Origin of the sequence: Ruegeria sp. HKCCA5839, assembly GCF_013035585.1 — a bacterium.
GTDB lineage: Bacteria > Pseudomonadota > Alphaproteobacteria > Rhodobacterales > Rhodobacteraceae > Ruegeria.
In genome coordinates this window covers 1-13,606 of record NZ_WQIE01000001.1, presented here as the reverse complement: position 1 = coordinate 13,606, position 13,606 = coordinate 1, and the positions used below count along the sequence as shown (strand labels likewise).

Sequence of the window (13,606 nt, the reverse complement as noted above, 5' to 3'; positions counted from 1 at the left end):
AGGTGGAGGCGTCAGGGCCTCCGGCGGGAGTATTTTGGAAAAGATGAAGCATCACGAGAACTCTCTCCAGGTCCAGCCTGGGCGTTTTGCGGTGATGGTGTCTTTGATCTCTTGCGGGGGTTCTGTCGTCTGGGCGGAATAGGTGCCGAACACTTCGAGCGTCCGGGTGCAGCGGGCGACATGAAACCACTTGCCGCAGCCATTGGCGTGGCGCCAGCGCTCGAAATGTACGCCCTTGGGGTTCTCGCGCATGAACAGATAGTCGTGGAAATCGTCATCGGACGATCCCGGCCCAAAACGCTTAAGATGCGCTTCGCCACCGGCGGCCAATTCGGTTTCTTCTGCGTCGACTCCGCAACAGGGGCATCTCAGGATCAGCATTGCGCCACTCCTTGCTTGATTTTCGCACTCCACACGCGCAAATTGAGCGGATGGATATTTTTACAATTTTCTTGACTGTTATTTGTACCCTTGCCGCAATCTCGTTGGTGGCCGCACTGATATTTCGATCCGAAGAACGCAAAACCGCTCGACAACGCAGCCGCAGGCCGAACCGTTCTGAATGGTTCGACGCAAGCGATAGCGGTGGAGATGGTGTCGACTGACATCAATGCGCCACCCCGGCGGCCACGCTTTCGTCAATAAAGCGACCCTCCTTGAAGCGATCCAGAGTAAAGGCTTCGGTAAGGGGTGAATGGCCCGTGGCCATCAGCTGTGCCATGCCCCAGCCCGAGCCCGGAATGGCCTTGAAGCCACCGGTGCCCCAGCCGCAGTTGATAAAGCAATTGCCCAGCGGCGTTTTCGACAGGATGGGCGAGCGGTCACCGGTCATGTCCACGATCCCGCCCCATTGCCGCAGCATCTTCAGGCGTGAGATCATCGGGAAGGTTTCAACCAATGCGCGGACGGTTTCTTCAATATGGTGGAAGCTGCCGCGCTGGGTGTAGTTGTTGAACCCGTCGGTACCGCCACCGATCACCATTTCGCCCTTGTCGGATTGCGACATATACCCGTGCACAGTGTTGGCCATGACCACCACATCCATGCAGGGCTTGATCGGCTCTGACACCAGCGCCTGTAGCGCCACGGCCTCAAGCGGCAGACGAAAGCCCGCCATCTCGGCCAACTGACCGGAATGGCCCGCAACCACGATGCCCAGCTTGTCACAATCGATGGCGCCTTTGGTGGTGTCGATCCCGACGACCCGGCCATTGTCCGAGCGCACGCCGGTCACTTCGCATTGCTGGATGATATCCATCCCCATGGCCGAACAGGCGCGCGCATAGCCCCAGGCCACCGCGTCATGGCGCGCGGTGCCGCCGCGTTCCTGCCAGAGCCCGCCCAGAACCGGATAGCGGGGACCATCGAGGTTGATGATCGGCACCAGTTCTTTCACGCGCTGGGGCCCGATCCATTCGGTCTTGACCCCTTGCAACGCATTGGCATGCGCAGTGCGCTGATAGCCGCGAATTTCATGCTGGGTCTGCGCCAACATGATCACCCCGCGCGGGCTGAACATGATGTTGTAATTCAGCTCCTGGCTCAGGTCCTCATAGAGGCTGCGCGCTTTTTCATAGAGCGCCGCAGACGGGTCTTGCAGATAGTTCGACCGGATGATCGTCGTGTTGCGCCCGGTATTGCCACCGCCCAGCCAGCCCTTTTCGATCACGGCCACATTCTGGATGCCGTAGTTCCGACCCAGATAATATGCCGTCGCCAAACCATGCCCGCCAGCGCCCACGATAATTGCGTCATAACGTTTCTTGGGCTGGGGCGAGCGCCAGGCGCGTTCCCACCCTGTGTGATAGCGCAACGCTTCTCGGGCAACAGCAAAAGCTGAGTAGTGTTTCATGAGCGAATCCATCCGGTTCGGTGATTGGCGCAGATATGCCGCGCGGCGACATTTTAGCCGTGCCATGCAGCGCCGCAATATCGCACTATTGCGACATGAGCGCGCTTCGCGGTCTTTTGCCTCTTTTTTCGCAGTCCTCAGAGGTCTAAATCGAAGCATTGGGTCAGGAGGGACGATGACGTTCTGGATTCTCATCTTTTTCATCGCGGCTGTGGTCAGCGGTTTTCTGGGATTCGTGTTGTTGCGTGGGCGCAGCCAGGGCGAGCCCGCAGCGGCCTATGACCTGCGCGTCTATCGCGAGCAATTGGCAAGCGTGGATCGTGATCTGGCCCGTGGAGTGATCGGTGACGAGGATGCCGAGCGTGTCCGGACCGAGATCTCGCGTCGGATTCTGGCCGCCGATGCTCAGATGCAAGGCGAGCATTCCGGCACCGGCCCGTCGCGCGCTGTTACCGTCATCACGCTGGTTAGTGTTGGCGCCTTCCTGATCGCAGGCGCGATGCTGATGTATCGCCAGATGGGCGCGGTAGGCTTTCCCGACATGCCCCTGGCCGAGCGGATTGCTCTGGCGACCGAGTTCCACGCGAACCGCCCAAGCCAGACAGCCGCCGAAGCAGCAGCGCCACCAGCACAGCCCAGCGCTTTGACGGAAGAGTACCAGACGCTTTTGACTCAGCTGCGCGATGCGGTCGGGCAAAGGCCGGATGATCTGCAGGGCCACATTTTGTTGGCCCAGCACGAAACCAATGTAGGCAATTTCAAAGCTGGCTATGAGGCTCAGACCCGTGTGATCGAACTCTCCGGCGACGCGGCGAGTGCCCAAAACTATGCGGATCTGGCCGAGATGATGATCCTTGCGGCCGGCGGTTATGTCTCACCCGAGGCTGAGCAGGCCCTGGCCCAAGCGCTGGAACGCAACCCGGACCTGGGGCCTGCGCGCTATTACATGGGGCAGATGCTGGCACAGACCGGGCGCCCTGATCTGGCCTACCGCCTGTGGGTGGACATTGTGCGTACATCCCCGGCAGACGCACCCTGGGTTCAGGCCATACGTGCCCAACTGGATGAACTTGCCTTCCGGGCCGGTGTCTTCAACGCGCCGAACCTAAGCCCGTCTGCGCCAGGCCCGACACAGGCAGATGTCGACGCTGCCGCCGAAATGACCCCCGAAGAGCGGCAAGAAATGATCCGAGGGATGGTCAACAATTTGTCCGACCGGCTGGCAACCGAAGGTGGATCGCCACAAGACTGGGCACGTCTGATCGCAGCTCTTGGCGTGTTGGGCGAAGCCGGGCGCGCTATCGCGATCCGGGACGAGGCCGAAACAGTCTTTGCCGATGACCCAGAAGCGTTGCGACTGATCGAAGAAGCCGCGCTGCGTGCAGGGATTGCCAAATGATCCATGACGTCTTCGAAGATTTCGTCGGATCTCTGGCCCCGATGACAGCCCTGATGGGGCTCGATCTGGGCGAAAAGACCATCGGGGTTTCGGTGTCCGACCGGATGCGCACGGTCGCCAGCCCACTGGAGACGGTGCGGCGCAAGAAATTCACGCTGGACTCGGCCCGCCTGCTTGAAATCATCGCCGATCGCGAGATCGGAGGCATAATTCTTGGTCTGCCGCGCAATATGGACGGATCCGAGGGCCCGCGCTGTCAATCGACCCGCGCTTTTGCACGAAACCTTTCACGTTTGACCGAAATACCAATCGGGTTCTGGGACGAACGGCTGAGCACGGTTGCGGCAGAAAAAGCACTGCTCGAGGCGGATACGACACGAAAACGTCGCGGAGAGGTTATTGATCACGTGGCGGCAGGCTATATTCTGCAAGGCGCGCTGGATCGGCTGCGCTTTCTTTGATGGATCGGAACACAGATATGACAAAAATGGTTTGGAAACGGAACGAGGTCGAAAGCCCTTGCATCCAGATCTGCGTCGTTCATCCGACCGAGCGTATTTGCACCGGCTGTTACCGCACCATCGATGAGATCACCCGCTGGTCCAAAATGGACAGTTCGGAACGGGCAAAAATCATGCAGGACCTGCCCGACCGCAAGCCGCGTCTGGCAAAACGCCGTGGCGGGCGTGCCGCTCGACTGACTCGCGACTAGTCTTCGTTCAGGCTGCACACCCGAATGCGCCACGTTCCATCGGCTTGACGGCCAAGGATATTGACCGAAACGCCCCGTTCGTCACTGTCACTTTCGGAGTATTGCGCAACACACCAGGCGGTGTTTCCAGATTGGTGCGCATCCAAAATCGACATCTCTTTGGTCTCGCCCCCTTCGGCAAGCCAGTCCGCATGCAAGGCTTGGATTGCACCCTGCCCCTTGGCATGACCGAACGGAGAAAAAAGCTGCCCGTCTGGTGTAAAACACGCTGCGCAGCCTTTGGCGTCCAACCGTCGGTAGGCCGCAACATAGGCTTCAAACACGGCTTTAAGCTCTTGGCGGATCGACATCTTTCCGACCCCTTATCCTGATGCCAGCCAAGACTTGGCATTCTCATACTCGTCCGATGAGAAATATTGCGTGCGCGTTCCCAAGACATGGCTTGCCATCCGCTGCGCCATTTTCTGCCAGGCTTTGTCCCCGACAATGGCAGCGCGATCCAGCATCCCGATGTGACCCGCAGCCAAGCGGAAATGCGATGCCATGGCCGTCAGCCCCTGCCAACCGTCAAATTCGCGCAGGTCGATCAACAGCCGGAACCCTTCGCGCTCGTGCAGCAGGGCATCCAGGTCCGTCTGCGCCTGCGCGTATTCGGCTGAGTCAACCTTCCCCATCAGGCTGACCTGAACGCAAGGCCCACCCAAATCCGTTACATGGATCGCACCAAGGGATTCGCGGATCCATCTGCGGGCCTCTTCCAGTTCTTCTAAACTAAAGATATGTACCGGGCATGGCAGGATTGGCGCCGCCAGGCGCACACTGGTCTGCACCCAACCCTGGTCGGCCACAACAGCCAGACGGTCAAACCCGCGCCAGTGACTGAGGCCAAGCTTTGTATCCGACCACGCGGCGCCCAGATCATACCCTTTGAATTCCGGCGTCACGATCACCAGCAGACGCACAGAATCGTTGTCTGCAAGCGCCGTCTCGATCGCTGGAACCAGTTTTGAGGAATAGTCCGCGCTGGTCACCTCTCCTGACAGCTCCGCTTCGATGATCGAGCCGTCGGAATTCACCTGAATAGAAATCATTTCAACAACCTCCCAAACCAACAATGGCAAGAGGTTACGGGGATTCGGTCCACTCGGCTACACCGCCCGCGCATTCGGGTCGGAAATAGGCGATCATTCTTCCATCGGGCCCGGCTGTCGCCGTCTCACCCCAGGGTGCAACCCCGTGAAGGCAATGGCGGTGCAAAATGTATGCCTCACCCGGCGCTGCAGGCAGTTTTATACGCGGGCAGCTGTCAAACACCTTGCGCCGTGCCGCCTGATAGATGTCAGTGATGTCCTCAAGATGCATCCTGTCACGCGGCTTGCCTTCCAGCGCCTGGGCAAAAGCTGCGCCCATGACTTTGTGACTGCCCTCCCACACCACCATGGGGGCGGCGTCAGCGCTGGCTTCGGTCAGCGGGATACCCAGTATCCAGGCATGCGGCTCTTCCACCCGGCGGCGACGATCCGGCCCCGTGGGGCGCAACCCATCCACATGGGCGGCGTCGCGGTTGCGACGATAACGTGCAGCCGCCGCGCTCTCACCCGCGCGGGGACGTGGATACCCCGGATAAATCACAGAAACCTGCCCTTTGTGCAACGGAAGCGTTCCGTATCTTTCGGCAACGAATGTCATCGCCTGCCCGGCCAGAGGCCCTGACTGTCCCACTCGGCCCTGCGGATCATTGTCCAGAACATCGACGCCAATAAACCACGTGCCTTCGCATTCCAGCCAGCGCGCATTGGTCGGGTCAGTGACTGCGGTGCGTGCGGCGGGCAAAGCGTGGCGGATCCAATCCAACAGAGCCGGGTCTTTTGGGAACCTGATCCAGCCCGTATCGTCAAAGCCGATCAAAAGCCCAGCGCTTTGCGCAGCATGTTCAGAGCCACAAGCGTCAGGAACACGGCAAACACGCGCTTGAGCGGCTTTGGATCCATCGCATGCGCCAGCTTGACCCCCCAAGGTGCCGTCACGGTGGTCATGGCTATGACGATGACAAACGCGACAAGGTTCACCGCTCCGATGGTCAGAGGCGGGCGGTGTTCCGGCGCAATCGGCACGAACAAAAAGCCCAGCACCGAAGGCACCGCGATGATTACGCCAAACCCGGCAGCGGTGGCCACGGCGCGGTGGATCGGTGTGTTGTAAAGGCTCATCAGCGGCACACCAAAGCTGCCACCTCCGATCCCCATGAGCACCGACAGAAACCCCATGACAGGCGACAGGATCGCGCGGCGCACCCCCTTGGGCATCGCATCACCCAAGCGCCATTCCGACCGACCCAGCCCCAGATAGAGGCCAATGACCACACCCAGAATACCGAACAGGGCCTGCAGCCATTCGGTCCGCAGCGCCGATGCCACCAGAACACCAACCATCGCGCCAATTGCGATGCCGGGCCCCCAACCGCGCAGGATCTCCCAATCTACCGCGCCTTTCTTGTTGTGGCTGAGGACCGAGCGCACCGAGGTCACAATGATGGTCGCCAGCGACGTGGCCAGGCACAGTTGCATCAACTGCGGGCCACCATATCCAAGCGTCTGAAAGGCATAAAAGAACGCAGGCACCAGCACGATACCGCCGCCCACGCCCAACAATCCTGCCAGCACTCCGGCCAATGCACCGATCACCAGCAAAAGGCCCAGCATCTGGGCCAGCAACATCGTTTCGGGCATCATTCCCCCATCCACGGCACCGGGGCCGTCTTACACCGCCTGTTTCACTTGCGTCTGCGTCACGCGGGCCAGCGCGTCAAGCATCACCTCGGGGCCAGCCTTGTCCTGCACCGCGCCCTCTGACAGCGCACGCCGCCATCCCCGCGCACCAGGACGTCCGGCAAACAGCCCCAGCATATGCCGGGTGATCTGGTGCAACCGTCCACCGCTGGCAAGGTGACGTTCGACATAAGGCACCATCTTATGGACAACCGCCACCGGATCGGCGACCTCGCCCGCACCAAAGATCTGCGGATCGGCGCTCGCCAGAATATCTGCAGGCTGGTGATAGGCCGCCCGTCCGATCATCACCCCGTCCAGCCCCGCCTCAAGATGGGTCTTGGCCTGCGCAATTGAAGTGATCCCGCCGTTGATCGAGATATGCAGGTCTGGAAACTCCGCTTTCATCCGGTGGACAAGATCATAGTCCAAAGGTGGGATATCCCGGTTTTCCTTGGGGCTGAGCCCCTGCAACCAAGCCTTGCGCGCATGGATCGTCACGCGCCGACACCCGGCCGCGCGGATCCGGTCCAGAAATTCAGGCAAGACGGTCTCGGGATCCTGATCATCCACCCCGATGCGACATTTGACGGTGACATCGACATCCACCGCCTCTCGCATCGCGGCCACGCACTCTGCCACCCGCGCGGGGTCTTTCATCAAAACAGCCCCGAACGTCCCCGACTGCACCCGATCCGACGGGCATCCGCAATTGAGGTTGATCTCATCATAGCCAGCCTGGGCCCCCAACACTGCCGCCTGCGCCAGTTCCTGCGGATCCGAGCCCCCCAATTGCAACGCCACGGGATGTTCTTCAGGACTATACGCCAACAAATGCACCGCCCTACCGCGCACCAACGCAGGTGCCGTGACCATCTCTGTATAGAGCAGCGTCCGAGCGCTCAGCAGGCGGTGGAAGTACCGGCAATGACGGTCGGTCCAATCCATCATCGGGGCAACGGATAGCATATATTTGTTTTTTTTCAACGTCATAGCTTGCTTTTCAACTCTACTGCCTGCCGAATTTCCTCAATTATTTTTTGTTGTTTTTCGCTATTTTACGTTGTTTTGTGTTCTCCAGTAGTCCCCATGGACTACGATTTTACTGTTTGGACTACTGAAAAAGGCATTCATGGGTAGCATTGTTGAGCGCAAGCGCGCAGACGGAACAACCAGCTTCAGAGCACAAATTCTCATAAAGCAAGACGGCAAGATCGTCTACCAAACAAGCAGAACATTTGATCGAAGGCCGACCGCCAAAGCTTGGATGGACCGCAAAGAAAAAGAGTTGAAGGCACCCGGCGGGCTGGATTCCGTGATTAAACCGAGCGTGACGCTGGGTGACGCGATTGATCGATATATTGATGAACAAGAGCGAGCGATTGGGGATACAAAAGCTCAGGTGCTGCGGACGATCAGAAACGAATACGAGATATCGAACAAGAAATGTGGCGACATAACCAGCGTAGACCTTGTGGAATTTGCGCGCCTCATTTTCGAGCGGCCCAATGTTGGATCACCCTCGACTGTCGGCAATTATATGTCACATTTGAGCGCGGTCTTTGACATCGCTATGCCCGCCTGGGGAATGCCGTTAGATCATCAGAAAATCAAAGACGCGGTGAAGGTTGGCAAATCGCTCGGGATCATATCTAAGTCGAAAAGTCGAGACCGGCGACCAACCCTCGACGAACTCGACACCCTCCTTACACACTTTGAAGAGAGATTCCTTCGCGGCCGGTCTCTGCCGATGCACAAAGTTGTTGTCTTCGCCATTTTCTCTACGCGACGAGAAAGCGAGATAACACGCATCACTTGGGACGATTACGAACCGCAGAATTCTCGGGTTCTTGTTCGGGATATGAAGCACCCAGGCGAAAAGATCGGCAACGATACTTGGTGCGAGTTGCCAGCTGAGGCTATGAAAGTGATAGATTCAATGCCGCGAAAGAACGACGAAAAGCGGATATTCCCTTACCACTCTGACACTGTTTCTGCCAGCTTCACACGGGCGTGCAGCCTATATGGGATTGATGACCTTCGGTTCCACGATTTGAGGCACGAAGGCGTGAGCCGCTTGTTTGAAATGGCGTATACGATCCCGCAGGCCGCAAGCGTTTCAGGCCATAGGAGCTGGCAGAGCCTGCAAAGATACAGCCACATCCGCGCAAGCGGCGATAGGTTCAAAAGTTGGCCCTGGCTCGATCGCGTCTGCGAAGGCTAGCTGCTAGTCATCCCCCAACATGACAGTCTTCCATGTCTGTATAACTCGTGCCGGTCTGCGGATCGGTAGTTTTCCTAAATGCTCCAAGCCTGGCGACCATACCTTCACATCAACACAATCGCGCCCATGCTTATGGCAACCGAATGGCACGTGATGCACCGGCCAGTCGGGCCCAACTATGCCGACTAAATCAGAAGCTAGGTAATTCATCCGCTTGAAGCAGATCAAACACCGCAGCGTCACAAGCTGATGATCGCGCGCGGCATCTTTCATCTTGCGAAATGGTTTCGACGGGTGCGGTCTGACAGGTGGAATCGACGCGGGCACAATGGGAACAATTAGCGAACGTCTATCACTTGGCCAAACCGTTTCTTAGCCGTAGTCTTCGCGACCATGTGCAACCTGTACGGGTGTAGGCGCCGAGGTCATAATACTCCATCGGGATTTCCCCCCACTAAATTCGCCGAGGTTATCACGGAACGCTTTGAGTCGATAGCGACGCCGCATTTTGACGAGAAATGGAGCACCTACTCATTCAACGCGGTCAACTGAGCACTATTATCGGATGTCCACAAAGCAACTGGAACCGGACGTTGGTTTTAATAGGACCTATGTCCGAGTTGCGGACAAAGCCGCCCGATGCTGGCGCAGCGAAAATCAAATCGATTGCTCGACAGTGTCACGGTATCACCCGCGACAGCGCAGCACGATTTCTCGATACCGGACGTTCAAATCATGCATATAGGCAAAAACTTAATCAGGCCGTTCGCTTCGCTCGGATATAGTGTCTCAAATGCGGAGCAAGCTGCATTATGCTGCTGCGGAGACAATTGGCTTATTGCGCCACCGTACCTTTGAACGACAAGCACCCGCCCAGCCAAATATTTTGAGCGAGCGCAGTTTCCGTCACGTTTTTTCAGTGTTACCTTCGCAGTACTGCCCATATTTGGAGGAGAGGGGCAAACCTTGGAACGCAGGCTTGCCGCCATATTCGCCGCAGACGTAGTCGGTTTCAGCCGTATGATGGCCGAGGATGAGGTGGGCACCTTCGAACGTTTGACCACGGTGCGCCAAGACATCCTCACCCGTTTGATAGATGAAAAGAACGGGCGGATCGTCAAGCTTATCGGCGACGGACTGCTGGCCGAATTTGCAAGCGTTGTTGATGCCGTGGAGGCTGCGATCCAGATACAGGAGGCGGTTAAGGACAAAAACGACACCATTGATCCCCACCAGCGTATCGAATTGCGGATCGGTATCAACCTGGGAGATCTGATCATCGATGGCGACGACATTTACGGAGACGGTGTTAACATTGCGGCGCGCCTGGAACCCCTAGCTACGCCCGGAGGCATCTGCATCTCGCGCGAGGTTTACGAACACACGCGCGGCAAAGTCAGTAAGCCATTTGAATCTGCGGGTGTCCACCGGGTCAAAAACATACCTGAGCCTCTCACGGTATTTCGGATGGCGGACCCGAATGGCTCGAGATACACTTCACTGTCTCGCTTCAAAGTTCGACGCGCTGTCACGGCGGTGGCCGTAATAGCGATTCTTTCAGGTGCCGCTTTTATATTGCGTGATGGCATAGTTGCCCTTTTCGGCGGCGCTGAAAGTGAAATTATCGCAGCAGAGGACGGGCTGCCTTCTCTCATTGTGTTGCCCTTTGAAAACCTCGGGCTGCCAGACGCGGAACGCTACATCGCAGATGGGCTCACGGACGATCTGATTACAGATTTCTCGAAAGTCGCCGGGCTGATGGTGATCGGCAGCAACACCGCGTTTTCCTATCGGGACCGGACAATCGACAGCAGGGCCATCGGTCGCGAGTTGGGGGTGGGCTATGTTCTCGAAGGCAGCGTGCGCAGAGCGGGAACTCGGCTTTTGGTCAACGCGCGGCTGACAGATGTGAGCAGCGGGCAGACAGTATGGGCCGAGCGGTTGGAGCGAGACGAAGCCGATATTTTCTCCATGGAAGCTGGCCTGATAAATGAGATCATTGATCAACTTGGTGTGGATGTGAGTGTGTCCGAAAAGGAGCGGATCGAACGCCTACCTACAACGGATCTGGAAGCATATGACTTCTTTCTCAGAGCCGAAGAAGCCGCTCGCAGCGGGTTTCGGCCCGGGCTGCGCGAAGCGTTGAGCCTCTATTCGGACGCAACCGCAATCGACCCGACTTTTGCCAGGGCATTCGCGGCACAGGCCCGCACCGAGGCATTGATCATGCGCCGTAACTATGACGATGTGCTGCCCTTTCCGGTCGCCCGGAAACGCGCCTACGAACATGCCGGTCGTGCCTTAGAAATTGATCCCGATGCGGCGATGCCTTTTGCCGTATTAAGCGAGTTGCAGACTGTGGATCGAAGGTATGAGGAAGCGATGCGCTCGGCGCAGCTTTCTGTCGAGAAGGCCCCCGGTGAAGCATCTGCTTATCTTGCGCTGAGCTTTGCGCAAACATTCTACGGCCGACATGAAGAGGCGATCGAGAATTTCGAAACGGCTCTGCGTCTCAACCCACTATTGCCGGGCTATGCACGTCAGATCGCAAGCTTGTCATATATTCTGACAGGGCGTCCCCAACGTGCCGTCGAAATCCTTGAGGAGATAAAAGGCAATTCTCAAGGTATTGAGGACTACTTTAACATCCTCGCGGCCGCCTATGGAGAGGCTGGCCAGACGCAAAAGGCGCAAGCAACTGCAGACGAGGTGGCCGAATTTGCTCCGCATACTTCGGCGCAACTCTACAAGGTCTTGTTTGCGCATTTTCGGAAGCAGGAAGAACTCGATCGGATCATTGATGCAATGTTGACTGCGGGCGTGCAGGAATGGCCCTTCGACTTTCAACCTGGCGCTCGCGAAAAGCTATCTGCCGACGCGGTTACCGCTCTGATAGACGGCAACGTATGGCAGGGAAACTTCGAAGGCCGCGGACCCGGCTTGATGCAGATTTCAGAGAACGGAAGTATGGCCTTGCGCGCATCCACATTGTTTGTCACTGGATCGGCATTTGTGAAAGACGACACATTGTGCTTACAACAACCCGGTCTTTCGCTTGGTCGCCCGGCTTGTGGCATGGTCTACAAAAATGCCGAAGAAGAGGTCGGGGCGAGCGAGCCTTACAGCTACATCAACCCGCATATTCTGTTTCACTTTAGCCCTGGCGGATGACCATCATCCGAGGTGCGCGTCAATTAGAGTAATCCTTGGCTGCCAGCGGCTTGGTCTTCTCCCAATTCGCATCCGCCTTGGCGATCACCGCTTCCCCTTCTGGGTGGTCCAGCATTTCTGCTCCGGTCGGGTCCGATATAAAGTAAAGCTTCCCATCGATGATCCGCCACGAATTTACTGGGTCGATGTTTTCGGACGCGTTGGCCCCAAGGCCGACACCTAATGTGCAATACCCGCCATATTGCGGAGCGTATTTGGTTGGGTCAGACTTAAACAGTTCGCGGTTCTCTGCGCTGTTGAAGTGCCATGGCGTGCCAAGCCAATCATATGCGAACTCACTTGATCCCTTTACCGCACGGCTTTCGGTGAAATAGGCAACAGTATCATAACCCTTGATTGCAACATCGCCGAAAGGCCCAGTGTTGATGGGCTCATCCGCCAGCGCACTCGTGGTCATGCTTGCAAAAAACAGCCCGCTCATCAGAAGTCGAAAGTTCATTTTTTGACCTTACCTTATGTGCCTGCCTCCAAACACAGGCGGTGAAATTCCGGGCCGAAGGCATCTGGCGGGGGGCAAGTGGCTCCGTTCTGCTTCAGCAGCCCAACGATATCATAGTGTTTACGGAACATCGTTCGGATTAGAACCGAAAAGCCATCGTTATCGAGTGTCACAATATCCGCACCGTTGTCGAGCAGTAGCTCGATCATCTCGATATGACCCTCATCGGCCGCCATGAAGATGGGTGACTTTTCGGCCCTGTTGATGCGTCCATTCACGTCTGCGCCTTTGGCGAGAAGCAGCTGCGCTGTCTCAATCTTACCGCCGAAGGCAGCCGCGTGAAGTGGAGTGAAACCGCTGTGGTTACGCGCCATCACGTCAGCCCCTGCTTCGATCAGAGCCGCAGCGGTTTCGGTGTTTCCAGCCAACGCAGCAGCAATCAAGGGCGTAGCCTTGTTGGGCCCCCGCTCATCAACCGAGGTACCGCTTTCCAACAGAGCCTTAACGGTCGCTGTATCACCCTGCTTTGCAGCATCGAATAACTGACCTGCTTGAGCGGGCCCAAGTATAAAGAATGCCGTTGTAAAGATGGCAATAATCCAACGCATGGATCTACCTCCCCTGTTTGAAGTCTACAATGAGCCGCTGTTGCGCGCAACGACGGCTTATTCGCTGCGGTGTTGAAGACGGTTTCGATCGAGTGGGTTTAGTCCATGCAGCGGCCCCAGAGACAACGAGTGTTTTGTCCGCGACGGAGCGTAGTGCCTCCGAATTTCGCCGCAGCCAGCATGAATGTCCGGTCTTTAATCTGCGCCGCGACGCTCCGGTTAACGAGAAGTAATGCTGCAGCGGCGAGATTTACTGGTCGAGAAGGTCTGCTTTGGGCTCGGAGCAGACGTTCGGCAGAATTCAGTGAATGTCTGCTACGCGGACATTTCTGCCATTCGCTAAAAAAACTTGGTGAATTTGCGGCTTGAACGA

The 13,606-nt window shown here is 57.3% G+C and carries 14 protein-coding genes; 5 read left to right on the top strand and 9 right to left on the bottom strand.

Translation table 11 applies throughout. From position 1 onward, the window contains the following. Nucleotides 1-51 precede the first annotated feature (51 nt). On the bottom strand, nt 52-381 hold the full coding sequence (locus GOV38_RS00070) for a sarcosine oxidase subunit delta (protein WP_171207182.1): 330 nt from the start codon (nt 379-381) through the stop codon (nt 52-54). Between the two features lie 226 nt (nt 382-607). Further along, entirely contained in the window at nt 608-1,852 is a 1,245-nt protein-coding gene (locus GOV38_RS00065; RefSeq protein ID WP_171099877.1) for a sarcosine oxidase subunit beta family protein, read from the bottom strand. 175 nt (nt 1,853-2,027) lie between these two features. On the opposite strand from GOV38_RS00065, the gene ccmI reads away from it, so the two are divergent. From ccmI to GOV38_RS00050, 3 genes are read left to right on the top strand one after another with little or no spacing between them, the layout of a single operon-like run. Further along, a complete protein-coding gene (ccmI, locus tag GOV38_RS00060) occupies nt 2,028-3,251 on the top strand; it encodes a c-type cytochrome biogenesis protein CcmI (protein ID WP_171207181.1) in 1,224 nt (407 codons plus the stop codon). Further along, nucleotides 3,248-3,712 (top strand): Holliday junction resolvase RuvX, encoded by a 465-nt coding sequence (gene ruvX / locus GOV38_RS00055; protein WP_171099881.1) that lies wholly within the window; start codon nt 3,248-3,250, stop codon nt 3,710-3,712. The genes ccmI and ruvX overlap by 4 nt, the downstream gene beginning before the upstream one ends. A gap of 17 nt (nt 3,713-3,729) precedes the next feature. Next, entirely contained in the window at nt 3,730-3,963 is a 234-nt protein-coding gene (locus GOV38_RS00050) for a DUF1289 domain-containing protein (RefSeq protein ID WP_171207180.1), read from the top strand. Here GOV38_RS00050 and GOV38_RS00045 read toward each other — a convergent pair. The 5 genes from GOV38_RS00045 to dusA are packed head-to-tail and all read right to left on the bottom strand — an operon-like array spanning nt 3,960 to nt 7,724. Further along, nucleotides 3,960-4,313, bottom strand: a complete 354-nt coding sequence (locus GOV38_RS00045) for a nuclear transport factor 2 family protein (RefSeq protein WP_171207179.1) — start codon at nt 4,311-4,313, stop codon at nt 3,960-3,962. The two genes, GOV38_RS00050 and GOV38_RS00045, sit on opposite strands and share 4 nt — an antisense overlap. Before the next feature lie 12 nt (nt 4,314-4,325). Beyond that, complete coding sequence (locus tag GOV38_RS00040; protein WP_171207178.1) at nt 4,326-5,054, bottom strand: STAS/SEC14 domain-containing protein; 729 nt, start codon at nt 5,052-5,054, stop codon at nt 4,326-4,328. 34 nt (nt 5,055-5,088) lie between these two features. Next, entirely contained in the window at nt 5,089-5,871 is a 783-nt protein-coding gene (locus GOV38_RS00035; RefSeq protein WP_171207177.1) for a hypothetical protein, read from the bottom strand. Beyond that, entirely contained in the window at nt 5,868-6,692 is an 825-nt protein-coding gene (locus tag GOV38_RS00030; protein WP_171099890.1) for a sulfite exporter TauE/SafE family protein, read from the bottom strand. Before GOV38_RS00030 ends, GOV38_RS00035 begins: the two co-directional genes overlap by 4 nt. 30 nt (nt 6,693-6,722) lie before the next feature. Beyond that, complete coding sequence (dusA, locus tag GOV38_RS00025; protein ID WP_171207176.1) at nt 6,723-7,724, bottom strand: tRNA dihydrouridine(20/20a) synthase DusA; 1,002 nt, start codon at nt 7,722-7,724, stop codon at nt 6,723-6,725. A 139-nt stretch (nt 7,725-7,863) separates the two neighbouring features. Here dusA and GOV38_RS00020 point away from each other — a divergent pair, with 139 nt between their 5' ends. Together GOV38_RS00020 and GOV38_RS00015 are read left to right on the top strand one after the other, a co-directional pair. Continuing rightward, entirely contained in the window at nt 7,864-8,955 is a 1,092-nt protein-coding gene (locus GOV38_RS00020) for a tyrosine-type recombinase/integrase (protein WP_171207175.1), read from the top strand. Nucleotides 8,956-9,921: 966 nt separating this feature from the next. Continuing rightward, nucleotides 9,922-12,126, top strand: coding sequence for an adenylate/guanylate cyclase domain-containing protein (locus GOV38_RS00015; protein WP_171207174.1), 2,205 nt, complete (start codon nt 9,922-9,924; stop codon nt 12,124-12,126). A gap of 19 nt (nt 12,127-12,145) precedes the next feature. Here GOV38_RS00015 and GOV38_RS00010 read toward each other — a convergent pair whose 3' ends face one another. After that, entirely contained in the window at nt 12,146-12,625 is a 480-nt protein-coding gene (locus tag GOV38_RS00010) for a YHS domain-containing (seleno)protein (protein ID WP_170608711.1), read from the bottom strand. Nucleotides 12,626-12,639: 14 nt separating this feature from the next. Then, nucleotides 12,640-13,233, bottom strand: a complete 594-nt coding sequence (locus tag GOV38_RS00005) for an ankyrin repeat domain-containing protein (RefSeq protein ID WP_170608710.1) — start codon at nt 13,231-13,233, stop codon at nt 12,640-12,642. Nucleotides 13,234-13,606 lie beyond the last annotated feature (373 nt).